This is a genomic window from Rhizobium sp. FKL33, from assembly GCF_005222915.1.
GTDB lineage: Bacteria > Pseudomonadota > Alphaproteobacteria > Rhizobiales > Rhizobiaceae > Rhizobium_E.
This window is the reverse complement of record NZ_STFX01000034.1, coordinates 1-25,034: the sequence shown is the minus strand read 5'-3', so window position 1 is coordinate 25,034 and position 25,034 is coordinate 1. Positions and strand designations below refer to the sequence as shown.

The window sequence follows — 25,034 nt, the reverse complement described above, 5'->3', positions numbered from 1 at the left end:
CCTTCTCCCCGCATCGCGGGGAGAAGGCGGATCGAGGGCGGGTCTCGCCACAATCGCCCTTCTCCCCGCTTATGCGGGGAGAAGGTGGCGGCAGCCGGATGAGGGGCTGCGCACGCCAAAGCCGCATCAGACTTTCGAGGAGTAGACCACCATGATCCGCAACCCCATCCTGCCCGGCTTCAATCCGGATCCCTCCATCGTCCGGGTGGGCGAGGATTATTATATCGCCACCTCCACCTTCGAATGGTATCCCGGCGTACAAATCCATCATTCGCGCGATCTCGCCAATTGGGAGTTGGTCTGCCGGCCGCTGAGCCGCAAGAGCCAGCTCGACATGCGCGGCAACCCGGACAGCTGCGGCGTCTGGGCGCCGTGTCTTTCCTATGCCGACGGGCTGTTCTGGCTGGTTTACACCGATGTGAAGCGCTTCGACGGTTCGTTCAAGGATGCGCATAACTACATCGTCACCGCGCCGTCGATCGACGGGCCGTGGTCCGATCCCGTCTATGTCAATTCCTCCGGTTTCGATCCCTCGCTCTTTCATGATGATGACGGGCGCAAATGGTTTCTGCAGATGTTGTGGAACCACCGCCCCGAGGCGCACAACACCATCGGCGGCAACAGCCATTTCGACGGCATTCTCTGCCAGGAATATGACGCTTCTGCCGGCAAGCTTATCGGACCTGTTTACAACATCTTCGGCGGCACCGAGCTCGGCCTGGTCGAAGGCGCGCATCTCTTCAAGAAGAACGGCTACTACTATCTCACCGCCGCCGAGGGCGGCACCGGCTATGAACACGCCATCGCCTTCGCCCGCTCCGAACAACTGCTTGGCCCTTACGCGCTGCATCCGGACCAATATCTGCTGACCTCTAAGGATGCGCCTGATGCGCCCCTGCAGCGCGCCGGCCATGGTCAATATGTCGAGACGCCCGACGGCGACGCCTATGTCGTGCATCTGACCGGCCGTCCGCTGCCGCCGCTGAGGCGCTGCACGCTGGGCCGCGAAACGGCGATCCAGAAATGCGTCTGGGGCGAAGACGGCTGGCTGAGGCTCGCCCATGGCGGCCTGGTTCCGGCCCTTGAGGTCGAGGCGCCCGGGGGCGCTGTCCAACGGCCGGAGCCCGAGCGCATTGAGGCGGAGTTCGACAGCGTAGACCTTCCCAGGGAATTCCAGTGGCTGCGGACGCCTGAGCCCGACCGGCTGTTCTCGCTGTCCGCGCGAGCCGGCCATCTCAGGCTCCATGGTCGTGAGAGCCTCGGCTCCTGGTTCGAGTTTTCGCTGGTCGCGCGGCGGCAGGAGCATCACCGCTTCCGTGCGGAGACCGTGGTGGAATTCGATCCGCAAACCTATCAGCAGGCTGCCGGCCTGACCCACTACTACAATCGCTACAAATTTCACGCCTTGGCGGTGACCTGGCATGAGACGCTCGGACGCTGCGTCACCATCCAGTCCTGCCCGGGCGATTATCCCGGCGGGCGGCTGACGTTCCCGGTCGGCTCCGGCGAGGCCTTGCCCGACGGCCGCATTCATCTGGCCGCCGAGGTGCGCGACAATGCTCTGCAATTCCTCTGGAAAGCGGATGCCGAGGACGCATGGCGCGCGATCGGCCCCGTGCTCGACGCCGGCGTGGTGTCCGACGAAGGGGGCGCTGGCGAGCATGGCTCCTTTACCGGAGCCTTTGTCGGCATGTTCGCTTATGACATCACCGGTGGCGCCCTGGCGGCGGATTTCGACCGCTTCAGCTATCAACAACGCTCATGACGGCAAAATAAAAGCCCGGCTGCGCGTGCTGCCGGGCTTGGCCTCGTTGGAACGAGGAAATCAGTTGGCGTAGCGAATGCCTGCGCGAACTTCCTGGATTGCCACGCTGATCAGGCTGCGAGCCTTGGACTTGTGGCCGCCCTTGTTGTCCGTCGCCTTGGCGAGGAACGCGTCGGCAATGATCAGATGGTCAAGCGCGCTCTTCATATTGGGCTGCGCGGCGATTGCGGTGACGCTTGCGCCGGTTGCGATGCCGATGGCCATGGAGATGGCGACGATCGTCGGAGTCTTGAATTTCATGGACGTTCCTTTCCCTCTTAAGTGCTCTAAAAACCACTGCATATTTCGCGCAAACAGGCGCGAGCCGGCGCGTGACGTCTAGAAGTCTGGTGATACTCGAGAACTGAGTCCGAGAGCGAATCCAGTCTCGGAGACCAGTCGACGTTACGGGGCGGGCGGGCATTTCGTCAACCGGAATAGCCTATGAGTTTTCTTGCCCGCTAAAATAGGTCCAGATGATCGGGGGCGAGGCGTTGTCTGGCGCGAGCAGCAGCGTGACTATAGGCCCGTTCCAGGCTTCGACAAAAACGCTCGGCGTCGAAAAGCGGCGCTGTCTTCCGTGCTTCGGCCAATCGGTGGCGAATGCTCTTGAGGCGAGCGGGGTTGAGGGCGAACTCGACTGCCATTTCAACGAAGGCGTCGCGGTCCTCCATCACGAGATCCGGCAGGCCGACTGCGTTCAGGAGGCTTTCGGAGACGCGGGAGGCGAAGTTTGAGCCCTTCTTGGTCAGCGTCGGCACGCCCGCCCAGAGCATGTCGGAGGTCGTGGTGTGGCCGTTATAGGGGAACGTGTCGAGATGCAGGTCGGCGGCGCCGGCGCGGGCGAGATGGGCGGCGTATTCGGCATTGTCGGCGAAGATCAGCCGGTCGCGGGCAACGCCTTCCTTCTCCATCCGCGCGGCGAAATTGTCGCGGATCAGCGGCGTTTCCAGAAGGATCCACAGGAGGCTTCCAGGGGTTGCTTTCAGGATTTCAGCCCAGAGCTTCAGCGTCTCAAGCGTGATCTTGCGATTGGCGTTGAAGCTCGCGAACAGAAAGCGATCTTCTGGAAGACCGAGCGCCGCGCGGGGAAGGGGCGTCGGTTGCGGACGCGACTTCGCGTCGTTGGGTTGATAGCTGTGCGGCAGGCGGATGAATTTCTCGTGGTAATGCGGCTTTGCCGCGTCGGGCAGCACGAAACGGTCGCCGATCACGTAGTCCAGGTCGATCATCTGCGTCGAACCGGGATAGCCGAGCCAGCCGATCTGGACGGGCGCGATCGGGAAATTGAGCACATGGCTGCGCGAGCCGCCGGTATGGCCCTTGAGATCGACAAGGATGTCGACGCCGTCGGCGCGCATCCGTTCGGCGATGTCGGCGTCGGCGAGAGACCCCACGCTGACGATGCGGCCCCATTGGCTTCGCCCGCCATCGTCGCGGCGGATCAGGTCATCGGGCGTGTAACAATAGAGGGTGATGTCGAAGCGACTGCGGTCATGTCGCTCCAGAACCTCGCGCATCAGCCGCATCGTGGCATGGGTGCTGCTGAAATCGTTGGAGAAATAGCCGATCCGCAGCCGTTCGTTCCAGACATGTGGCAGGGCGCGACGAGCGGCGGCCCGCTCAGCGGAATAGCCGGGGCCGAGCGTCTGACGGTTGGCGGCGAGGCGGTTTCGGCTTTCGTCGCCGCAATGCAGGAGATTGGCGTAGGGCGTCTCGCCGTCATGGGCGGCGGCGTCGCCGAGCCGGGCGCGCCGCTCCTCCATCCAGCGCTCCTGCGCCTCGATCGTGTCGTAGTCGCAGAACTCCCGCGCCACCGCCATCAGCTTGGCCTGGGTGACGTCGTCGTCGGGCCTGAGCGCCGCGAGCTTCTTGAACAGCGGCAGATTGAAGGGATTGCGCGTTTCGCCGGAAATCAGTTCGGCGGCGAAATTGAGATGGCGCGGATCGTCGCTCGCCGTCAACCGGTTCCTGACGAGGCCGAGCAGATCGCGCTCGCCGCGGGCATGGAATTGGCGCGCCAGCAGGAAGATGATGTCGGGATCGCCATCCTGCGCCGTCTGCGCCTTGATCGCCGCAGCCAGCGCCTGATCGCCGTCTCCGAGCGCGTCATAAGCGAGGGCGGCCTTCTTCCAATAGGGGAAGGCGCTCGCGCCGGCAGCCTTGGCCGCCATTTCAAAAGCGCCGGCGGCGTCCCGGGTCATTCCGGCCTTGTGCAGGGCGTCGCCGAACAGACCGATCATATCGGCGCGTGCGTCGCCCTCCGAGAGAGCCTCGTTGATGACGCGGAACGCCGCGTCGAGATCGCCCGCCTCCAGAGCGGCGCGGGCGGTGATGAGCCGGTCTTGCATGGTCGGGCGCTCCCTTCGAATCGCCCGATTATGCAGCATCCTGGCTGGCGTGGAGGTCTCTCAGTTCCTCCCGTCCGCTCGCAAAGGCGGCGGCGCGCCGCGATCCCTGAAGATCAGCGCCTCCGCTTCGCCCGGCCAGATGGTCGGGCCCTGCGGCCAGCCGGGCGGATCGGGCCGCAAGGTCGGCTTGATGATCTTGCCGTCGCCATCGACCTCGAAGCAGTGATAGCGGCGGCGGGGTCTTTCCTCGCTCATGCCGCTTTCGCGCTCCAGTCCGGGAAGGGATCGTTGAGATTGCGCCAGCGTTCCGGGCGGAAATCGGTGTCCGGCACCAGGCAGGCGTCGAGTTCGTCGCGGATGGCGGCTTCATTCATCGGATCTGCGCCGATGAACACCATTTCCTGCCGTCGGTCGCCCCAGACCGGGTCGAAACGGTCATAGATCGCCGACCGGCTGCCCTGATCGGTCGGCCAGCGCTCCTGCGGCACCGCCGCCCACCACAAACCGATCTTCTGGGTGCGGACGATCGCGCCGGCATGGCTGAGTTCGCCGACATAATGCGGTCGCGTCGCCAGCCAGAAAAAGCCCTTGGCGCGCACGACGCCCGGCCAGGAGCGGTTCACAAAGGCCTTGAACTTGGCGGGATCGAAGGGCCTGAGCGCCCGATAGACGAAGGAGCGGACGCCATATTCTTCCGTTTCCGGCGTGTGCTCCGCATAGCCGTAAAGCTCCTTGTACCAGAGCGGATGGGTATGGGCCTTTTCGAAGTCGAAGCGGCCGGAGCCGAGAATTTCGGCGGGATCGACCCGGGCGAAATCGGTTTCGATGATGCGGGCGTCGGGATTGAGCGCGGTGACGATCTTGCGCGCCGCGTCGAGATCGGCGGGGCTGGCGTCCGAGACCTTGTTGATGATCACCACATCGGCGAATTCGATCTGCTCGACCAGGAGATCCACCAGCAGGCGCGCATCGCCTTCGCCCGCGGTTTCGCCGCGATCGGCGAGGAAATCGTCGGAGGCGTAGTCCTTCAGAAGAGAGGCGGCGTCGACCACCGTCGCCATCGTGTCGAGACGGGCGAGATCCGACAGGCTGAAGCCGGCCTCGTCGCGGAATTCGAAGGTGGCGGCCACCGGCAGCGGTTCTGAGATGCCGGAGCTTTCGATCAGCAGGTAATCGAAACGCTTTTCACGGGCGAGACGGCTGACTTCGTTGAGAAGGTCGTCGCGCAGCGTGCAACAGATGCAGCCATTGGTCATTTCGACCAGTTGCTCGTCGGTGCGAGAGAGATCGGCGCCGCCTTCGCGAATGAGTTCGGCGTCGATATTCACCTCGCTCATGTCGTTGACGATGACCGCGACCTTCAGGCCCCGGCGGTTGTTGAGGACATGGTTCATCAGGGTCGTCTTGCCCGCGCCGAGGAAGCCTGAGAGCACGGTGACAGGAAGACGCGCATCGGGGATCGAAGTTTCCATAATGTTATACCATTACATGTTGTTGTCTGAAAAAGGCGGGCGTAAGGGCCCGCCTCGGCTGTCCGGCCTCGTCACTTCGCGGCGAGGCAATCCTTGAGCGACCGGGCGATGCCCAGCATCATGTCGCCATAGAGGGCTTCGCCCTTCTCATAGGAGCCGCCCTCCGGATCGAGCACGCCGCTCTTGGCGTTGGTGCCCTCGAGCACGACCTGCACCAGCTTTGGTTCGAATTGCGGTTCGGCGAAGACGCAGGTGGAGTTCAGCTCCGCCACTTTCGCGTGGATCTCTTTGAGGCGCGCCGCGCCCGGCATGGTCTCGGGGGAGACGGTGATGGAGCCCGCGACTTTCACGCCGAATTCCTTCTCGTAATACTGATAGGCGTCGTGGAACACGATGAACGGCTTGTCCTTGACGGGCTGAAGCTCCGTCTTGATCTCGGTCGCAAGCGCGTCGAGGCCGGCGTTGAGGTTGGCGAGGTTCTTCTCATAGGTCTGGGCATGTTCGGGGTCGGCCTGGACCAGGGTCTTGGCCATGGCCGCCGCCATCAGCTTGGCGTTGCCGGTGTTGAGCCAGAGATGCAGGTCGATTTCTTCCTCATGATCATGACCTTCGTGACCCTCATGGGCTTCTGCGGCATGATCGTGACCGGCTTCAGCCTTTTCCTCGGCGTCATGATGATGCTCGCCGTCTTCGTGGCCGGCCTCGGCGTGATCGTGACCTTCTTCGCCATGGTCATGCGCCTCGAACGCGCCGCCTTCGCGGGTATGCAGCTTCAACAGGCCCTGAACTTCGTCGAGCTGGAGAATGCGCGCCTTGCCGCCCAGCGTCTCCAGCGGCTTCTCCAGGAATTTCTCCATGTCATGGCCGACCCAGAAGATCACATCGGCATTCTGCAGACGGGACGCATCGGAGGGTTTCATCTGATAGGTGTGCGGCGAGGCGACGCCGTCGACCAAGAGTTCCGGCTCGCCGACGCCTTTCATCAGGGAGGCGGCCAGTGAATGAATGGGCTTGATCGACACGACGACGGCCGGCGCGGCCTGCGCGGCAAGACCTGATAGGCAGAGGATGGATGCGGAGGCGAGGGCCATGGCAAGCGTTGAACGCATGAACATTCCTTTTTATGCGCTACGGCTGGATAATCGCCGTAATGTTATTACATAAATTGCGTTACGCTATAACGTATGACATAACCGCTGCCAAGTCCCGACTCTGGAAAATTCGATGCTCGACAGAATTTCGCAACATGATCAGCTGGTTGGCCTCGATGGCGCCGGCATCTCGCGCAATGGCCGCTGGCTGGTGCGCGGCGTCAGCTTCGCCGTGCGGAAGAGTGAGATCGTGACGTTGATCGGCCCCAATGGTTCGGGAAAATCGACGTCGGCGCGCATGGCGCTGGGCCTGGTCAAGCCGGACGAGGGCAAAGTGTCGAAGCGCGACGGCCTCAGAGTCGGATATGTGCCGCAGAAAATGAGCATCGATCGCACCATGCCGCTGACCGTCGAGCGGCTGATGACGCTGACAGGTCCGTTGCCGCGACGCGACATCGCCGATGCGCTGGCCGAGACCGGCATCTCGCATCTCGCCAAGGCCGAGGTGCAGCATCTCTCGGGCGGCGAATTCCAGCGCGCTCTCCTGGCGCGCGCCATCGCCCGTCGGCCCGATCTCCTGGTGTTGGACGAGCCGGTGCAGGGTGTGGATTTTTCGGGCGAGATCGCCCTTTACGAATTGATCGGCGAGATCCGCGACCGCATCGGCTGCGGTGTGTTGCTGATCTCGCACGACCTGCATGTGGTGATGGCGGCGACCGACACGGTCATCTGCCTCAACGGCCATGTCTGCTGCACCGGCACGCCGCAAGCCGTGTCGCAAAGCCCCGAATATCAACGGCTGTTCGGCCAGCGGGGGGCGGGAGCGCTCGCCATCTACGCCCATCATCACGATCACACCCATCTGCCGGATGGGCGCGTGCTGCATGCGGACGGCTCGGTGACCGACCATTGCCATCCCGACGACGGCCATCACCACGACCATGACGAGGATTTCGACGACGATCACGTTCATGGACCCGATTGCGGCTGCGGCCATGAGCGGAACCGGCTGGTTCTGCCCAAGACCATGAGTTCGGGAGGCCGCGATGCTTGACGATTTCTTCATCCGCGCGCTGATTGGCGGCACCGGGCTTGCGCTGACCACCGGGCCGCTCGGCTGCTTCATCGTCTGGCGGCGCATGGCCTATTTCGGCGACACGATGGCGCATTCGGCGCTGCTCGGCGTGGCGTTGTCGCTGCTGTTCAATCTCAACATCATGATCGCGGTTTTCGTGGTGGCCGCCGCGGTGTCGCTCTTGCTGCTGTTGTTGCAGCGCGTGCAGTCGCTGTCGGCGGATTCGCTGCTCGGCATCCTCTCGCACGCCTCGCTGTCGGTCGGATTGGTGATCCTCGCTTTCATGTCCTGGGTGCGCGTCGATCTCGTCAGTTTCCTGTTCGGCGACATTCTCGCGATCGGGGAGGGCGATATCGACCTGATCTGGGGCGGCGGCATTCTGGTGTTATTGACGCTCGTTTATCTTTGGCGGCCGCTGGTCGCCTCCACCGTCTCGGAGGATCTTGCCGAGGCCGAGGGGCTGCAGCCGAAGCGGGCGCGGCTGATCTTTATGCTGCTGCTCGCCGTGGTCATCGCCATCGCCATGAAAATCGTCGGCATTCTGCTGATCACCTCGCTGTTGATCATCCCCGCCGCCGCAGCGCGACGGTTCTCGACTTCGCCCGAGATCATGGCGGTTCTGTCAGCGCTCATCGGCGTTGTCGCCGTCTGGGGCGGACTGTACGGATCGCTGCAATTCGACACGCCGTCGGGACCGTCCATCGTGGTGGCGGCGCTCGTGCTGTTTGTGGTCAGCCTGCTTCCTATGGGACGCAATCGGCTGACTGAAGAAGGGAGGACGTGATGAAAGCGGAACAGAACCTCACCAAGAATCAGGCGCTGGTGCTCGGCGCGCTGAATGGCGCGGCCGCTCCGCTGAGCGCCTATGACATTCTCGATCGCTTGCGCGGCGACGGCTTCCGCGCGCCGCTGCAGGTGTATCGCGCGCTCGAGAAACTCGTCGAGCAGCGGCTGGTGCACCGGCTGGAAAGCCTCAACGCCTTCGTCGCCTGCGCGCATCCGCATGATCACCACGATCATCATCACGGCGTGATCGCCTTCGCCATCTGCGATACCTGCGGGCAGGTGACCGAATTTCACGACCACACGATCGAGGGCCAGCTCAAGCAATGGCAGGCGGCGACGCAGTTCAAGGCGGAAAAGACGACGATCGAAATCCGCGGCGCCTGCAAGAACTGCGCTTGATATGCGTCAAGACTCTGGCTGCCCCGACCGGCTAGGGAAGGGTGACGCGATAGGGGCATGAGCAGGAGAGCGGGCGATGCAGAAATTCGAGGACGGGGTGTTCGACCGGCTGTTCGACGCCGCCGCTCCCTCCGGCCCGACCGGCAATCCTCCGACCGCCATCGATCCGGTCTGCGGCATGACGGTGAAGCTGGGCATCGGCAAGCCAAGTCTCACGCATGACGGCGTGGACTATCATTTCTGCAATCCCAAATGCCGCACCCGCTTTGCCGCCGATCCCTGGTTCTATCTGTCCGGTCATTCCAGGAACAAGCCGAAGCAGCCCAAGGCCGCGGTGCAATACAGCTGCCCAATGGATCCCGAGATCATCCGCAACGAGCCGGGCGCCTGCCCGATCTGCGGCATGGCGCTGGAGCCGATGACGCCGTCGGCTGACGAGGGACCCAATCCGGAACTCGTCGATTTCACTCGCCGCTTTCTCGTGTCGGCGGCTTTGACAGCGCCCTTGCTGGTCCTCGCGATGGGGCCGATGCTCGGCCTGCCGATCCGCGACTTGTTTGGCGAACGGCTCTCCGGCTTCCTCGAACTGGCGCTCGCGGCCCCCGTCGTTCTCTGGGCGGCGAGACCGTTTTTCGTCCGCGGCTGGGCTTCGCTCCGGACCGGGCATTACAATATGTGGACGCTGATCATGCTCGGCGTCACCGCAGCCTTCGGCTACAGCCTCGTCGCCGTGCTGGCGCCGCAGATCTTCCCGCATGACGTGGCCGGCCATGGCGGTCTGCCGCCTGTCTATTTCGAAGCGGCGGCGGTGATCGTGACGCTGGTGTTTCTCGGCCAGATCCTGGAATTGAAGGCGCGGGCGAGGACAGGCGACGCCATCCGGGCGCTGATCGGCCTAGCGCCGAAGACGGCGCGGCGCATCCAGCCTGACGGCTCCGAATTCGACGCGCCGCTCGAAAACATCCTGCCGGGCGACCGGCTGCGGGTGCGTCCGGGCGAGGCCGTGCCGGTCGACGGCGTCGTGCTCGACGGCGGCTCTTCGGTCGATGAAAGCATGATCACCGGCGAGCCCATTCCGGTCGAGAAGGCCGAAGGGGCTGCCGTCACCGGCGGCACGATCAACCGGTCCGGCGCCTTCGTGATGCAGGCCTCGCATGTCGGCGCCGACATGCTGCTGTCGCGGATCGTGGCGCTGGTCGCCGAAGCGCAGCGATCGCGCGCGCCGATCCAGAAGCTCGCCGACCGCGTTTCCGCCTGGTTCGCGCCGGCGGTGGTCGCGGTTGCCGGGCTCTCCTTCTGCGCCTGGCTGATCTATGGGCCGTCGCCGAGCCTCGTCTATGCGCTGATCGCCGCGGTCTCCGTGCTGATCATCGCTTGCCCCTGCGCGCTCGGGCTGGCTGCGCCGATGTCGGTGATGATCGCCGCCGGCCGCGGCGCCGAAGCCGGGGTGCTGGTGCGCGACGCCGCAAGCCTCGAGGCGCTCGCCGCCGCCGACTGCCTCGTGATCGACAAGACGGGAACGCTGACGCAAGGGAAGCCGGCGCTCGGCGAAGTAATCCCAAATGCAGGCTTTAGCGAGGAGCAGGCGCTGCAGTTCGCCGCCGCCCTCGAGCGTGGCTCCGAACATCCGATCGCCTCGGCGATCGTCCAGGCGGCCGAAGCGCGCAGCCTGCCGCGGCTTGCGGTGACCGATTTTTCGGCGATCACGGGCAAGGGGGTGACGGGGCGGATCGATGCTCATGCGCTGGCGCTCGGCAATCATGCGCTGGCCGGTGAATTTCTGTCTGACGCCGATCCACTCGCCAAAGTCGCCGCGGATCTCGCAGGCAAGGGCGATACGGTGGTGTTTCTGGTCGTCGATCACCGGCTCGCCGGCCTCTTGTCGGTCCGCGATCCGATCAAGCCCGAAGCGGCGGAGATGGTGCGCCGGCTCGAGGCCGAGGGCATGCGGGTGGTGATGGCGACCGGCGACAGCCTGCCCACGGCGCGCCATGTCGCCGCCGCGCTCGGCATCCGCGATGTCAGGGCCGGGCACTCGCCTGAGGACAAGAAGGCGCTGATCGATGCGTTGCGCGCCGAAGGTCTGATCGTGGCCATGGCCGGAGATGGCGTCAACGACGCCCCGGCGCTCGCCGCCGCCCATGTCGGGGTCGCCATGGGCGCGGGTTCCGATGCGGCGCTCAAAAGTGCGGGCGTCACGCTGGTCAAAGGCGATCTCGCCGCGCTTGGCCGCGCGCGGCGGCTGGCGCTCGCGACGGTCGCCAATATCCGCCAGAACCTGTTCTTCGCCTTCGCTTACAACGCCGTCGGCGTGCCGTTCGCGGCGGGACTGCTCTATCCCTTCACAGGGTCGCTTTTGTCACCGATGGCGGCGGCGGCGGCGATGAGCCTGTCATCGGTGTCGGTCATCGGGAATGCGCTTAGGTTGAAAAGGACGTCGCTCTGATTGTTCCAAATCAGCACATTTCCAAATCTTAACCCCTTATGTTTGCGCTGACATATTCAAGTGCCCAAGATTCATTTTCGATTTTCTTCAGGTGTTACAGTCTCATGATCGGAATCGCGTCGTTGATTCCGCTATAATTTTGGAAGATTAGTATTTTCTGTGATTGATTTTGCTTACCCAAGATCGCGTGAAAGTTTGCCAACTGCTTAATTCATTTTCAAGTAGTGGCGCATAGGATGCCGCTACGTGAGAGATGAGGATGCGCGGTCGATGAAACGCTCTTTTGGTAAGAGGTTTCTCAGTTTTTCCCTGGAGTCGAATATACGCTTTCGCAAGAAGGTGATGTTCGGCGTCGGCCTGAGCGTGATCGCGTCGCTGGCCGGCGGCGTAAACGCCGTTTACAACATCAACAAGGTCGAAGATGCGGTAAAGTTTTCCTCCGCTGCGGCCTCACCCTTGCTGATCGGCGTCATCTCACTTTCGGAAAGCTATCAGAAGCTTCAAAGCGTCTTCGACCCGGTGATGAAAAACTGCGCCGGTCTTGAAGGGGCGGAGCGCTATCTCAAGCAATCCGCGGAAAACCAGACCCGGAAGCTGAAATTTCTGACCGCCATGGCCGAGCAGGCGGACGCCGCTCAGGAGTTGCGCCGCTACGAATTCTCCGGATCCAAGATCTTCAAGACGCGCAGCGCGCTTCTCGATGTCTGCCATCGGGTTACCGCGTCGAAGGCCGATGTGGCGATCGGCGAGAACGCTCTGCGCAGCATCATCAATCTGATCGAGGTCGAAGTGTCGACCGAGATCATGGAGATCGAAAAGAGCGCGGCAAATTTTTGGGGTCCCAATCTGAGCTATGAAGGGGCGGTTCGAAATCCCGCCGCCGGAGCAGACCTGCCTTCAGGGCCCGTTTCTCGAACGATTTCCAGTGATCTGCGCAATTTTTACAAGCTCAAGATCCTGGCGATCGAACTCGGCGGGCTCAATACGAAATTCGCCAATGCGCCGCGCCTGTACGACCTGCAGCGGCTCCGCAAGGCCTATTGGGGCAGTCTCGAAGCCATCGAACGCATTCTCGACGACACCAGCAACCATTTCGAGCGCGAGCAACGGCTTGACGAATTCGGGCGGTTGCATGTCCTGCTCGAGGAAGCCAAGAAAATTTCGCATACCGCGCCGGCGTCGATTTTTAATGCGCAGACGAGCGTCGTGCAGAATGAGATCGCCAAACAGGCGTTGGTGTCGCGTCTTCAGCGCGAACAAGGACAGTATTCCGTCGCGCTGCTCAACATCATGGACGTCGCCCAGCGCATCAACCGCAATGCACAGTTCCGGACAGAGCAACAGTCCATTTCCGCTTCTTGGGAAATAGCCCTCAGCGTCTTCCTGAGCGCGACGTTGCTCTTGATTACCGGCATGTATTTCCGCCGCGCCGTCACCGAGCCGCTCGAAGCGCTGACGACGGATGTCAGCGCGCTTGCGAAACGGGAAAATCTCGACGATGATCCGATCGATCCGGCGCTCCTGGCCCGCGCCGACGAGATCGGCGATCTCGCCAAGCAGTTCGCCTCCACCTTCCAGGCGCTCGCCAAGGCCCGCAGCGAATTGCAGGAGGCGAGCCGGCAGGAATTGTCGATCCAGCGCGACCGTCTCTATGGCGCCGTCGAGAACATGCCGCAGGCCCTGTTCATGTTGGATCGCGACGGCAAGATCATCGTCGCCAACAGACGGCTGCACGAATTCTATATGAAGGGCGAAGAGATCGATCTGTCCGGCATGCCGGTCGGCGATTTCATCGCCATCTGCCGCCGCAACGGCGTCGGCATCAAGCGCACCCTCTCGGATGACGTGCTGGGTGACGCAGAAGATCGCAGCAAGGTCTATCAGCATTCCCAGCGTATGGTGGAACTCGAGGACGGGCGCATCATGACCATGACGGTGACGCGCCTGCCGGATGGCGGTCATGTCGTCACCCATGAAGACATTACGGAAAAACAGGCGGCGCAGCAGAAGATCACCCATATGGCGCTGCATGACGCGCTGACCAATCTCGCGAACCGAACCCTGTTCCGCAGCCATGTCATGGCCCAGCGGCTCGATGCGTCCGACGCCCGGGATGCCGCGCTGCTCTATCTCGATCTCGATCGGTTCAAGATCGTCAATGACACGCTCGGCCACCCGGTCGGAGACGCTCTCCTCGTCAAGGTCGCCGAGCGCCTGCGCGGTGTGCTCGATCCCAAATGTTTCGCCGCCCGTCTTGGCGGCGACGAATTCGCCGTCCTACAGACCGGCGTGTCGCAGCCCGAGGGCGCGAGCGCGCTCGCCGAGCGTATCATCTCGGCCATCAACGCCCCGTTCGACATCGAAGGTCATCATATCGTCATCGGCACCTCGATCGGCATTGCGCTGGCTCCGCAGGACGGCGTCGACGCCGACGAACTGTCGAAGAACGCCGACCTGGCGCTCTACTGCGCCAAGCAGGAAGGCCGCGGCAAGCATCGCTTCTTCGAAGTCGACATGGACCGGCGCATGCGTGACTGGCGCGAGATGGAGCACGACTTGCGCGAAGCGATCAACGCCCGCCAGTTCGAACTTCATTACCAGCCGCTGGTGATGCTGCAGGGGGAACGCATCGTCGGTTTCGAGGCGCTGGTGCGCTGGAAACATCCGCGCCGCGGCTTTGTCTCGCCGGCCGAGTTCATTCCGGTGGCCGAGGAAACCGGCCTGATCTGCGAACTCGGCGCCTGGATTCTCGATGCGGCCTGCCAGATGGCGACGGCATGGCCCAACGATGTCGTGGTGGCCGTCAACATTTCGCCGCTGCAATTCGAAGGAGGCGATCTGCCCGAAGTGGTGGCCGGTGCGCTCGCCAAGGCCGGCCTTGCCCCGAACCGCCTGATGCTCGAAATCACCGAAGGCGTCTTCCTCAACGACACCGACAGCACCATGGGCGTGCTCAACGAACTCAAGGCGCTGGGCGTTGCCTTCGCCATGGATGATTTCGGCACCGGCTATTCGTCGCTGAGTTATATCCGCAAGTTCCCGTTCCAGAAGATCAAGATCGACCAGAGCTTCGTGCGCGGCATGGACGCCGATCCGGAATCGATCGCCATCATCCGGGCCGTCACCAATCTCTGCCGCGACCTCGGCATGATGACCACGGCAGAAGGCGTGGAAACCGCCGAACAGGCGGCGATGCTGCGTTCGATCGGCTGCGAGATGGCGCAGGGCTATTTCTTCGGACGCCCCACGCCGGGAGACGCCACCTTCAGTCTCGTCGAGCCGGAGAAGCGCAAGATCGCCTGAACGTCAGAGCGGCGTCAGGCCCTTGGAGAAGCGCTTCCAGTTTTCGACATAGCTGTCTGCAGACCGGCGCAGGCCCTCTTCGGCCTTGGCGTCGAGCGTCCTGACCACGCGGGCGGGCGAGCCGACAATCAGCGAATTGTCGGGGAACACCTTGCCTTCCGTCACCAGCGCATTAGCGCCGACCAGGCAATTCCGCCCGATCTTCGCGCCGTTGAGGATCGTCGCGCCCATGCCGATCAGTGAATTGTCGCCGATTTCGGCGCCATGGACGATGGCGTGATGGCCTATCGTGCAGCCTTCGCCAATGGTTGCGGGATAGCCCCAATCGGTGTGCAGCATGGCGCCTTCCTGAATATTGGTGCGTGCGCCGATGGTGATGCGTTCGTTGTCGCCACGCAACACCGCGCCGAACCAGACGCCCACATCCTCGCCCAGCGTCACCTTGCCGATCACATGCGCGTCGGGCGCGATCCAGTAGCGTCCATCTTCCGGGGTGACGGGCGTGTCGTCGTCCAGCGCATATAGGGGCATTTCATCCTCCGATTCCATTTGAACCCTTGCAGGCAGTTTTTCGTTACGAGGCGTGTAATGCAAGCCTTTGAACGCGCTCGCGGTTGACAGTCCAATCGTTTGCGTCCAATCAGCGGAGCATTCCTTTTATGTTTTCCGGAACCGGAGTTCAGATGTTTGGCATCGACTATGCGGCGCTCGCCGCCTTCGCTCAGGTCGTGATGATCGACCTCGTCCTCGCCGCCGACAACGCCATCGTCATCGGCATGGCCGCAGCCGGGCTCGCGCCCGACCTGCGCAAGAAGGCGATCCTGATCGGCATTCTCGCCGCAACGGTGCTCCGCATCGTCTTCGCGCTCGCCACCACCTGGTTGCTGCAACTCATCGGCCTGATCCTCATCGGCGGCATTCTGCTGCTCTGGGTCAGCTGGAAGATGTATCGCGAACTCACGGTCAAGGAAGAGGAGATCGTCGACGCCGAGGAAGCCTTGTCCAACACCGACCAGAACGCCGACGGCGTCGTGGCCGGCAAACCGCGCAAGACGCTGCGCGACGCGGTGTTCCAGATCATCGTCGCCGACGTTTCCATGTCGCTCGACAATGTGCTCGCCGTCGCCGGCGCTGCGCGCGATCATATGACGGCGCTGATCTTCGGCCTCGGCCTCTCCGTCGTGCTGATGGGCGCAGCCTCCGCCGGCATCGCCAAGCTCCTACACCGCTTCCGCTGGATCGCCTGGGTCGGCCTGCTGGTTATCCTGTTCGTCGCCGTCCGCATGATCTACGAAGGCGCCGACCAGGTGCTGGGTCATACGCTGCCGAACATTCCGCTGCTGAAGAGCGGCGCGCCGGCTGCGCATTAAGGGCTGGTCATGTACGCTGCGGCGCTCGTCAATAAGGAGAAGATCTTTTCAGTCGCGCCGATGCTCGACTGGACGGACCGGCATTGTCGCTATCTGCTGCGGCTCCTGTCCTCGCGCGCGTTGCTCTATACGGAAATGGTGGTGGCGGACGCGGCCATTCATGGCAGGCGCGATCGGCTGCTGGGTTTTGACGCCTCGGAACATCCGGTGGCGTTGCAACTCGGCGGCTCCGATCCGTCAAAGCTCGCGGAAGCCGCGCGTATCGGCGCCGACTGGGGATATGACGAGATCAATCTCAATGTCGGCTGTCCCTCTGACCGCGTGCAGTCAGGCACATTCGGCGCCTGCCTGATGCGGACGCCTGATGTCGTGGCGGCAGGGGTTGCGGCGATGAAGGCGGCCGTCTCCATTCCCGTGACGGTGAAATGCCGGATTGGCGTGGACGAACAGGATCCCGAGGAAGCGCTGGATACGCTCGCCAGAGCGGCTTTGGGCGCCGGCGCCGACGCGCTCTGGGTGCATGCCCGCAAAGCCTGGCTGCAGGGGCTGAGCCCGCGCGAGAATCGCGACATCCCGCCGCTCGACTACGACCGCGTCTACAGGCTGAAGCAGCTTTATCCCGAGGTCTTCATCGGCATCAACGGCGGCATCCAGACGCTGGATCAGGCGGAGCAGCATCTTGCGCATCTTGACGGCGTCATGCTCGGCCGCGCCGCCTATCACGACATGGCGTTGATGGGCGAGGTCGACGCGCGCATCTATGGCGGACCGGTCAAGACGATCGACTGGATCGCCATTCGCGATGCGATGATGGCCTATGCCGAGGCGCATATCGCTCAGGGCGGCAAGCTCGGCAACATCACCCGCCACATGATCGGCCTGTTTTCAGGAGTGGATGGCGCTCGCCGGTTTCGGCAGATCCTGTCGTCGGACGCTGTGAAGCCCGGCGCGGGACCCGAGGTGATCGCGCGCGCTTTCGCCGCCGTGGGCGTCGGCGAGCCGCTGGCCGCGGCCGGCTGAGTTTTCCTCGCCTCATGATATGGTCGTCCACAATTTCGTCGCCTGCCGGTGGAAAAAGGGAAGGCTGCTGCTTCGCGCTTGAAGCGGCGCGGGCGAGGGGATAGGCCTTGGGTCGGCGAGACGGAAGAGGAAGACGAAGCGTGATCGATCCCTATAGCGTGTTGGGCGTGGACCGCGACGCGGGCGAGCAGGTCATTCGCGACGCCTGGCGCAAGGCTGTCAAGACGGCCCATCCCGACGCGGGCGGCGATGCCGACAATTTCGCCCGGCTGCAGACAGCTTACGATGTGCTGAAGGATCCCGTGCGCCGTCGCGTCTTCGACGACACCGGCTATGATCCCGAACTCGCCGATCCCCGCGATCTCCAGGGCGTGATGATGCTGGAAAAGCTGGTCAACGACGTCATTCTCGACGAGCGCGAGCCCGGCAGCTTCGACCCGGTCGCCGCCATGCGGCGCAAACTGTCGGACGACATCGTCAAGAATCGCATGCATATTCTGGAGCTGGAGCGGCATCGCAACCGGGTGCGCCAGCATATCGACCGTCTTGGCCGTAGGCCGGAAACCGATGTGCTCGGCTCCATGCTGCGCGCGCGCAGCCAGTCGATTACCGAGGCGATCCGCAAGTCGGAGGACCAGATCGGCACGATCGAGCGGGCCTACGCCATGCTGGAAGGCTATAGCTACGAGCTCGAAGCGCTGGTAGAGGCCGTCCGCGAAGAGGCGGCGGAGTAGTCTCCACCGCCTTATGGCGCTAAACGGCTACTGCAGCAGCCTCAGCATCGACTGCGGTTCGGCATTGGCGATCGACAGCGCTTCATAACCGAGCGAGGCTTGGCCCTGAAGGGCTTTCAGCCGCGTCGATTCGTGATTGAGATCGGCGTCGACCAGTTTGCCGACGCCCTTCTTCAGCGTGTCGGAAAGCGTATTGGCGAATTCGTTCTGCATCGACACGCGGGTGTCGAGCGCGCCGAGCGTGCCGGCGACATCGGTCACGTCGAGCAGCATGGAATCGATCACCTGCAGCATTTCGTCGACTTCGGTGTCGGTGGTGGCGCTGGTCAGGGTCATTTCCTGCGGCGTCAGCGTCGGCGAAGAATAGGAGTTGGACCTCGAAACGTCGAACAGCACATAGCCGGTCGAATAGCCGAGATCGACCGCATATTGCTCCGATGTCAGAACACCGAATTCGCCGCTCGTCGCATCGGACAGGTCGAGGATCGCGAAGGGACCATCCGTGGCGGAATTGGAGCCGAAATACAGGCTCTGCACCTTCACCGAATTATCGGTGCTGCGCACGAAACCGCCGATGATTTCTTTTTCTCCGGTCAGCCACGGGCTATCATTGGTCGAAAACTGCACCCAGTTCTCGGCGTTGAAGGTGGCGGATTCGCCGATGCTGAGAATCTGTTGCTTCAACTGCTCGACCTCGACGCCGAGCTTGTCCTTATCGACGCCGGGCTCGCGGGCGGCGACGAAGCGGGCCTTGATCTCCGCCATGATGTCGGCCACTTGGGCCACGCCGGTATAGGCGGTGTCGGCGGTGGCGGCGCCGAGCGCCAGCGCATCCATCACCGACGACATCGCGTCAGTGTCGGAGCGCATGGTGGTGGCGATCGACCAATAGGCGGCGTTGTCGGCCGCGACTTGCACGCGGTAACCGCTCGACACTCTGTTCTGCGTGTCGGCCAGGTCGCCATGAACATTGCGGATAACCTGAAGAGCTTTGGTGGCGCTGTTGTTGGTGATGATGCTCGGCATGACCTGACGCTTTTGGAAAAGGGACGGATTCAAATTGCCTTTCCCTCAATTGGAAAGGCGGTTCCAAGACGCTGAACTATGACCAAGTTTCTGAACGAATATGGTTAACGGCAGGTAAATTTATACATCCAGAATCTGTTAATATTAACATGTAAGGCGGTTGAATGGCCCCAAAGATGTGCTGAAAGCGCCGTAAATAAATGGAAAACTAAATTAGTGCATCTGGTTGGCTGATCAAGATGTTAACGGCGGACCTCCGTACAAAGACCCAGGATGTCAGAGCGTGCGCAGGGCCAGGACCGTCAAAGCCCAGATATAAAAATGGCCGGGACGAGCCCGGCCATCGACGAATCCCGTCAGTGATCGATCAATCCGCCTTGCGGATCGACTGGATGATCGAGGCGACGTCGCCGTCATATTTGTCTTCGTCGCCCTGTGTGCCCCAATAGGTGAGCACGAGGATATGCTTCTCATCGAGCACGACGGCAGCGAGACCGATGGATGCTGCGCCATCCTTGTCCTTGCCGGTCCAGTCGACGAGCGAAATCGGCATGCCGTTGACTTCGGTGTCCTGGCGCTTGGCGCTGTCGCCATTGATGACGACGCCGTTGTCGGTGAGGAACTTGATGGCGTCTTCGATCGCGCCGTCGATGCTCTTGCCGTCAGCGACGTCGGCGGAGAGGTAGATCGCGTCTTCCGGCGAGGTCGCCTGCACGCCGGTCTCGGTTTCCTCGGCGCTCCAGGGCTCGGGGAAGGTGATGACGGCGATCGGCGCGTCGGACGGGAAGGCGATGTCGCCAGCCTGTGCGATACCGGCGATGGAAAGGGCGGCGAGCGCCGCAATAAGAAGACGTTTCATAAGGATCCCCTGTAAAAAGAAGACCCTCCCCATAGCGGAATTCCACGAATTCCGCGTGAAAAATTCCTTCATCCTCCCAAAAATGATAGGCACGATCGGCCCGTCGCCGTTCAGAGATCGAAATCGCTGGCGATAAGGCTATGCTTGCCGATCAGACGGATCATCAGTTCCGCGGCGCCATCGCCATCCATATCGCCCTGGATGAAAGTGTCGCCGCCGGAAATCGCAACGCGCAGTTCGCCCGCCTTGCCGTGAAACGCCGCGGATCCGATGAAGGTGAAGTCCTGGTCGCCCGCTTGACTTGAGTTGGCGTCGACGCTTTCGAGCACGATGCGGTCGGCGCCGCTGAAATCTGTGATGACATCCGCCTTGGCGCTGTTTGACGCGGTATCGCCCTTGGCGAAGATGAACTGGTCAGCGCCGCCGCCGCCGGTCAACCGATCCTGCCCGCCGTCGCCGATCAGCTTGTCGGCTCCGCCCTTGCCGTTCAATGTGTTGGCGGCGTCGTTGCCGAACAGCGACTGGCTGCCCGCAGCGCCGGCGAGATCGATGGCGGCGATGCCGAGGGCGTGGATCTGGCGGACGTTGCTCGACACGCCTGTGATATCGCCATTGGTCCAGACTTCATTGCCGTTGACGACGTCGAGCTTCACATTCTCGGTGAAGGCGCCGAGTTGCACCGAGACCTTGCCCGATGTCAGCGAAAAGGCGATCGTGCGGGCGGCGCCATTATCGAATTCCAACTCATAGCCACCGCCCGCGCCTGTTTGGTCGCTCTCGCCGCCGCCGGAAACGGTGCGCCCGGCGATCTGTTCGCCGACGCTGAAGAAGTCGTCTTTCACCACGGTGTCCTTGTAGACGACGCCGGTGACGAACAGGGTCGAGCCGCTCTTCGCATAGTCCTGGGTGACCATGGAGCTGTTGAATTCTCCATTGCTGAATTCGAACTTGCCGGCTTTCTGGCCGATGCCGACCTCGCTGAACAGGTCGGACAGGATGTTGAGCCGGTGGCCGCGTCCTTCAATGCCTTCATCGATGAAGAGGTCGGCATGCTGCTGGATGATGAAGCTCGTGAGCATTGCATTGGTCAGGCTCGAACTCGAACCGCGCACGGCGATGTTCTCGCCAAAAGCGAAACTGCCGCCGAAAATATAGCCGGCAGTCTTCATCCGTTCGTCGGGGTCGACGCCGGTAAATCCCGATGTTTTCTCGGTTTCGAAATGGCTGAAGATGTCATGCGCCAGCATCCAGGCGCTGTGATTGTCGGCAGCCTTGCCGAGATCGTCATTGCCGGCGAGGATCTGCTTTGGCGCGCCGGAGATCGTATCGGCCGATGAAACGCCCTCATTCAATGACGACAGGCCCATCCGTTTCGCCTCGCCGACCGGGTCCATCCGCGCCCGGTTGGTCAGTTCCAGCATCAATTGTTCCTGCGCGGTCATGTCGGCCATCGACGTCTCCTGGGCTTCGGGCGTTTCATTCGCCGGGCAGGAGTGTAGCGCGGATTATGGCGAGGGGAAGGTGGGTCGAGTGTCAAATTTGGGCGGATCGACGACGAGGTTCGGCTGTGGTGGGGAAAAGCGGCCCCTGCCGCCCTTACTCATAGGTCAGAAGCTTGCGGACGCTCCAGGGATATTCGCCCTGCAATTTGGCGATGTCGTCGACTTTCCAGCCGCCGTTCTCACGGACGAGCTTGTAATGAAGACGCACCGGTTCGCCATTGGTGAAGGTCACTTCAAGCTCGGCCTTGTCCTTGAGGATGACGGGCTTGCCGATCTTGAGATTTGTGGCGGCGCCATCCTGGCCATTGATCACGGGATCGAAATCCAGCGCGCCGACTTGGTCGTCGCCGAGAAATTCCCTCTCCTTTTTGAACATGACATTCAGTCCTTTCGACAGAAAGGGACTATAGACTGACGGCAAACTGAAATCGGCTTTCTCGACGTCATAGGCATAGAGCGCCTTGATCAGCGCTTGCGGTGATTTGTAGGTCTCGGCATGAACTGTGAACGCGAGAGACATGACGGCGAATACTGTCACCAACAGAGCGGGAAGGCGCATGCTTATCCTCCAAAAAAAGCTCTGCTACGCCTAAGTGACGACTTCGAAAGGCGCCAGACTGTATTTTCTATGCATTTCGAGGCGGTCGCCTCAAACCAACAACACCTGCCGCTTTACCGCCCGGCTTCCCCGTCTTGCCCTTTGTCTTCTTCGCCTTGGCGATATCGCCCGCGTCCTCATAGCTGCCGACGCCCGCTTTTGCGCGGATGATCGGCCGGAAGCCGTCGTCCTTGATCCCCGGCTTGTCGGGCAGTGGGCCGGAGGCCAGCGGTTTCTCGGTGCGGCCGACGGTCATTTCGTCCAGCGTGTTCTTGCGGAACAGCGGCTGGGCCGTATCCGTGCCGGGACCCATGTCGTCGAGCGAGGGCTTGGCGAAGTAGGAAGCCTGGGCGGCCTCGGCGTCGCGGGCGCGCAGCGAGGCGGCGGTGCCGCCGGTCGCGGCCTCCTTGGCGAGCGGATCGTCCATGGTGGCGAGTTCGACCGCCTTGAGGCGCTTGATTTCGTCGCGCAGCCGGGCGGCGGCTTCGAAGTCGAGGTCGGCGGCGGCGTCGCGCATCTGCTTTTCCAGCGCGTTGAGATGGGCCTGCAGATTGTTGCCGACGAGATCGTTGGCGGTGCCGCCCTTGACGCCCTTGACCTGGATATCGGCGCGGACATGGTCGCGCTCGTAGACGCTGTCGAGAATGTCGGAGATCTTGGCCTTGACCGATTCCGGCGTAATGCCGTTGGCGGTGTTCCAGGCCATCTGCTTTTCGCGACGGCGTGCGGTCTCCTCCATGGCGCGGCTCATCGAGCCAGTCACCTGATCGGCATAGAGAATGACCTTGCCGTCGACATTGCGTGCGGCGCGGCCGATGGTCTGGATGAGCGAGGTTTCCGAACGCAGGAAACCTTCCTTGTCGGCGTCGAGAATGGCGACGAAGCCGCATTCGGGAATGTCGAGGCCTTCGCGTAGGAGGTTGATGCCGACCAGCACGTCGAAAGCGCCGAGGCGGAGATCGCGCAGGATCTCGATGCGCTCCAGCGTATCGATGTCGCTGTGCATGTAGCGCACGCGCACGCCCTGCTCATGCAGATATTCGGTCAGGTCCTCGGCCATGCGCTTGGTGAGCACGGTGACCAGGGTGCGGTAGCCCTTGAGCGTGGTGTCGCGGATTTCGCCCAGCACGTCGTCGACCTGGCTGCGGGCCGAGCGCACTTCGACCGGCGGATCGATGAGGCCGGTCGGGCGGATGACTTGTTCGGCGAAGACGCCGCCGGACTGTTCCAATTCCCATTCGCCGGGCGTTGCGGAGACGGCCACCGTATCCGGCCGCATGGCGTCCCATTCCTCGAAACGAAGCGGGCGGTTGTCCATGCAGGAGGGCAGGCGGAAGCCGAATTCCGCCAGCGTCGCCTTGCGGCGGAAGTCGCCCCGATACATGCCGCCGATCTGCGGAATGGTGACATGGCTTTCGTCGATGAACAGGATGGCGTTGTCGGGAATATATTCGAACAGGGTCGGCGGCGGCTCGCCCGGCTTGCGGCCGGTGAGGTAACGCGAATAGTTTTCGATGCCCTGGCAGGAGCCTGTGGCTTCGAGCATTTCGATGTCGTAGCGGGTGCGCTGCTCCAGCCGCTGCGCCTCGAGCAGGCGTCCGGCCTTTTCGAGTTCGGCCAGCCGATGCTTCAGCTCTTCCTTGATCTGGCGGATGGCCGAGTTCAGCGCCGGGCGCGGCGTGACATAGTGGCTGTTGGCGTAGATCTTGACGCTTTTGAGATCGCCGGTCTTATGGCCGGTCAAGGGATCGAATTCGGTGATCGACTCCACCTCGTCGCCGAACATGGTGATGCGCCAGGCGGCGTCCTCCAAGTGGGCGGGAAAGAGTTCGATCGTATCGCCGCGGACGCGGAAGGAGCCGCGCTGGAAATCCATCTCGCGGCGCTTGTATTGCTGCTCGACCAGGTCGGCCAGCAATTGCCGCTGGTCGATGCGGTCGCCCACCTCGATCTGGAAGGTCATGGCGGTGTAGGTTTCCACCGAGCCGATACCGTAGATGCAGGAGACCGAGGCGACGATGATGCAGTCGTCGCGCTCCAGGATGGCGCGCGTGGCGGCGTGGCGCATCCGGTCGATCTGCTCGTTGATGGTCGATTCCTTCTCGATATAGGTGTCCGTCCGGGGCACATAGGCTTCCGGCTGGTAATAGTCGTAGTAGGAGACGAAATATTCGACCGCGTTGTTGGGGAAGAAATTCTTGAATTCGGAATAGAGCTGGGCGGCCAGCGTCTTGTTGGGCGCGAGGATCACGGCGGGCCGTTGGGTTTCGGCGATCACCTGCGCCATGGTGAAGGTCTTGCCCGAGCCGGTGACGCCGAGCAGGACCTGGCTGCGCTCGCCAGAATTCAGGCCCCCCGCGAGTTCGCGGATGGCGGTGGGCTGGTCGCCCGAGGGCTTGTATTCCGTCACCATTTCGAAGGGGATGCCGCCTTCGGATTTTTCCGGCCGGGCAGGGCGGTGCGGCACCCAGATCTCGCCATTCTTGAACAGCGGATTGCCGCTTTCGATCAGTTTCGACAAGGCCTCGACGGTGGCCGTCACTGCGCCGGTGGCCAGCGCGCCTTCGGTGTCGATAGGCCCCGCCGCCTTCTTGCCCTTGGCCGCCTTCTTCTCGGCGTCCTTGGCGCGCGCGGTCAGCGCTTCCGCTTCTTCCAGCGACAGATCGAGACCTGCGACAGGATTGAGACCGGCTGCGGCGCGGGTGCGGGGATCGTTCGAGCCGCCGATCGAGCCGCCGCGCGCCGAACGCTTGTCGCCGATTTCCGCCGTCTTGGCCTTGACCGCCTGCGTCTCGGTATGCTGCCGGGCGGCGTTCTCCACCGTCTTGCGATGCTTGCCCGCCTTGGAGCGGATTTCGCGCATGCTCTCGGCGCGGGAGGCCTGTTCGGCCTCCTGCTCGAGCTGCTTCACCCAATCGGCCACGGAGCCGGACAGGGGCGCGCCTTCGAAAGAGGCCTGCGGGGCTTCCTCGAAGCCGGACGGATTTTTCGGAGCTTTTGCCATGGCAGATATATGGACCGGGAATCGCGGGAAATAAAGTGGCGACGTGTACAAAAGGGAAACAGAAAGACCCTTCCTGACGGCGCATCCAAGCGCTTACGCCTGGATGAGGCCGCTAGGCAGTAGACTCATAACGCCTTTATCCAGATGCGAGTAGCAATGAGTTTGACGGCGGCGAGGAAATTGGCCGGATTCTT

The 25,034-nt window shown here is 62.5% G+C and carries 20 protein-coding genes; 9 read left to right on the top strand and 11 right to left on the bottom strand.

The genetic code is table 11. From position 1 onward, the window contains the following. The first annotated feature begins 151 nt into the window (after nucleotides 1–151). Entirely contained in the window at nucleotides 152–1,765 is a 1,614-nt protein-coding gene (locus E8Q41_RS20195) for a glycoside hydrolase family 43 protein (protein WP_137157370.1), read from the top strand. Between the two features lie 60 nt (nucleotides 1,766–1,825). Here the strand turns inward: E8Q41_RS20195 and E8Q41_RS20190 are convergent, their stop codons facing one another. The 5 genes from E8Q41_RS20190 to znuA form a co-directional block, all read right to left on the bottom strand. Further along, the gene (locus E8Q41_RS20190) at nucleotides 1,826–2,065 is read right to left on the bottom strand and encodes a hypothetical protein (RefSeq protein ID WP_246660259.1); all 240 of its coding nucleotides are present in this window, start codon (nucleotides 2,063–2,065) and stop codon (nucleotides 1,826–1,828) included. Nucleotides 2,066–2,265: 200 nt separating this feature from the next. Next, nucleotides 2,266–4,155: a glycosyl transferase gene (locus E8Q41_RS20185; protein WP_137157369.1), complete on the bottom strand. Its 1,890-nt coding sequence runs from the start codon at nucleotides 4,153–4,155 to the stop codon at nucleotides 2,266–2,268. Between the two features lie 60 nt (nucleotides 4,156–4,215). Next, nucleotides 4,216–4,410, bottom strand: a complete 195-nt coding sequence (locus tag E8Q41_RS20180) for a hypothetical protein (RefSeq protein WP_137157368.1) — start codon at nucleotides 4,408–4,410, stop codon at nucleotides 4,216–4,218. Next, nucleotides 4,407–5,627, bottom strand: coding sequence for a GTP-binding protein (locus E8Q41_RS20175; protein ID WP_137157367.1), 1,221 nt, complete (start codon nucleotides 5,625–5,627; stop codon nucleotides 4,407–4,409). Before E8Q41_RS20175 ends, E8Q41_RS20180 begins: the two co-directional genes overlap by 4 nt. A 71-nt stretch (nucleotides 5,628–5,698) precedes the next feature. After that, on the bottom strand, nucleotides 5,699–6,736 hold the full coding sequence (gene znuA, locus E8Q41_RS20170; protein WP_137157366.1) for a zinc ABC transporter substrate-binding protein ZnuA: 1,038 nt from the start codon (nucleotides 6,734–6,736) through the stop codon (nucleotides 5,699–5,701). 115 nt (nucleotides 6,737–6,851) lie between these two features. Here znuA and E8Q41_RS20165 point away from each other — a divergent pair, with 115 nt between their 5' ends. The 5 genes from E8Q41_RS20165 to E8Q41_RS20145 all read left to right on the top strand — a co-directional run bounded on the left by E8Q41_RS20165 (nucleotide 6,852) and on the right by E8Q41_RS20145 (nucleotide 14,727). Then, a complete protein-coding gene (locus E8Q41_RS20165; protein WP_170976550.1) occupies nucleotides 6,852–7,772 on the top strand; it encodes a metal ABC transporter ATP-binding protein in 921 nt (306 codons plus the stop codon). Continuing rightward, complete coding sequence (locus E8Q41_RS20160; protein ID WP_137157365.1) at nucleotides 7,765–8,577, top strand: iron chelate uptake ABC transporter family permease subunit; 813 nt, start codon at nucleotides 7,765–7,767, stop codon at nucleotides 8,575–8,577. Before E8Q41_RS20165 ends, E8Q41_RS20160 begins: the two co-directional genes overlap by 8 nt. Beyond that, nucleotides 8,577–8,978 (top strand): Fur family transcriptional regulator, encoded by a 402-nt coding sequence (locus E8Q41_RS20155; protein ID WP_137157364.1) that lies wholly within the window; start codon nucleotides 8,577–8,579, stop codon nucleotides 8,976–8,978. The genes E8Q41_RS20160 and E8Q41_RS20155 overlap by 1 nt, the downstream gene beginning before the upstream one ends. Before the next feature lie 76 nt (nucleotides 8,979–9,054). After that, entirely contained in the window at nucleotides 9,055–11,424 is a 2,370-nt protein-coding gene (locus E8Q41_RS20150) for a heavy metal translocating P-type ATPase (protein ID WP_137157363.1), read from the top strand. Nucleotides 11,425–11,694: 270 nt separating this feature from the next. Beyond that, nucleotides 11,695–14,727 carry an EAL domain-containing protein gene (locus E8Q41_RS20145; RefSeq protein ID WP_137157362.1) on the top strand — a complete coding sequence of 1,011 codons (3,033 nt, stop codon included), beginning with the start codon at nucleotides 11,695–11,697 and terminating at the stop codon, nucleotides 14,725–14,727. Nucleotides 14,728–14,730: 3 nt separating this feature from the next. On the opposite strand, the gene E8Q41_RS20140 is transcribed toward E8Q41_RS20145, so the two are convergent. Next, on the bottom strand, nucleotides 14,731–15,258 hold the full coding sequence (locus E8Q41_RS20140) for a gamma carbonic anhydrase family protein (RefSeq protein WP_137157361.1): 528 nt from the start codon (nucleotides 15,256–15,258) through the stop codon (nucleotides 14,731–14,733). 152 nt (nucleotides 15,259–15,410) lie between these two features. Here E8Q41_RS20140 and E8Q41_RS20135 point away from each other — a divergent pair, with 152 nt between their 5' ends. The 3 genes from E8Q41_RS20135 to E8Q41_RS20125 all read left to right on the top strand — a co-directional run bounded on the left by E8Q41_RS20135 (nucleotide 15,411) and on the right by E8Q41_RS20125 (nucleotide 17,851). Continuing rightward, nucleotides 15,411–16,097, top strand: coding sequence for a YjbE family putative metal transport protein (locus E8Q41_RS20135; protein WP_246660258.1), 687 nt, complete (start codon nucleotides 15,411–15,413; stop codon nucleotides 16,095–16,097). A 9-nt stretch (nucleotides 16,098–16,106) separates the two neighbouring features. Further along, complete coding sequence (gene dusA, locus E8Q41_RS20130) at nucleotides 16,107–17,117, top strand: tRNA dihydrouridine(20/20a) synthase DusA (protein ID WP_137157359.1); 1,011 nt, start codon at nucleotides 16,107–16,109, stop codon at nucleotides 17,115–17,117. Between the two features lie 140 nt (nucleotides 17,118–17,257). Continuing rightward, nucleotides 17,258–17,851: a J domain-containing protein gene (locus E8Q41_RS20125; RefSeq protein WP_137157358.1), complete on the top strand. Its 594-nt coding sequence runs from the start codon at nucleotides 17,258–17,260 to the stop codon at nucleotides 17,849–17,851. Nucleotides 17,852–17,878: 27 nt separating this feature from the next. Here E8Q41_RS20125 and E8Q41_RS20120 read toward each other — a convergent pair whose 3' ends face one another. The 5 genes from E8Q41_RS20120 to uvrB form a co-directional block, all read right to left on the bottom strand. Beyond that, nucleotides 17,879–18,877: a flagellin gene (locus E8Q41_RS20120; RefSeq protein WP_137157357.1), complete on the bottom strand. Its 999-nt coding sequence runs from the start codon at nucleotides 18,875–18,877 to the stop codon at nucleotides 17,879–17,881. A 367-nt stretch (nucleotides 18,878–19,244) separates the two neighbouring features. Beyond that, entirely contained in the window at nucleotides 19,245–19,736 is a 492-nt protein-coding gene (locus E8Q41_RS20115; RefSeq protein WP_137157356.1) for a histidine kinase, read from the bottom strand. A gap of 110 nt (nucleotides 19,737–19,846) precedes the next feature. Beyond that, nucleotides 19,847–21,187, bottom strand: coding sequence for a hypothetical protein (locus E8Q41_RS20110; RefSeq protein ID WP_137157355.1), 1,341 nt, complete (start codon nucleotides 21,185–21,187; stop codon nucleotides 19,847–19,849). Nucleotides 21,188–21,332: 145 nt separating this feature from the next. After that, nucleotides 21,333–21,797 carry a DUF3828 domain-containing protein gene (locus tag E8Q41_RS20105; protein ID WP_137157354.1) on the bottom strand — a complete coding sequence of 155 codons (465 nt, stop codon included), beginning with the start codon at nucleotides 21,795–21,797 and terminating at the stop codon, nucleotides 21,333–21,335. Between the two features lie 67 nt (nucleotides 21,798–21,864). Continuing rightward, entirely contained in the window at nucleotides 21,865–24,840 is a 2,976-nt protein-coding gene (gene uvrB, locus E8Q41_RS20100; protein WP_137157353.1) for an excinuclease ABC subunit UvrB, read from the bottom strand. Between the last annotated feature and the right edge of the window lie 194 nt (nucleotides 24,841–25,034).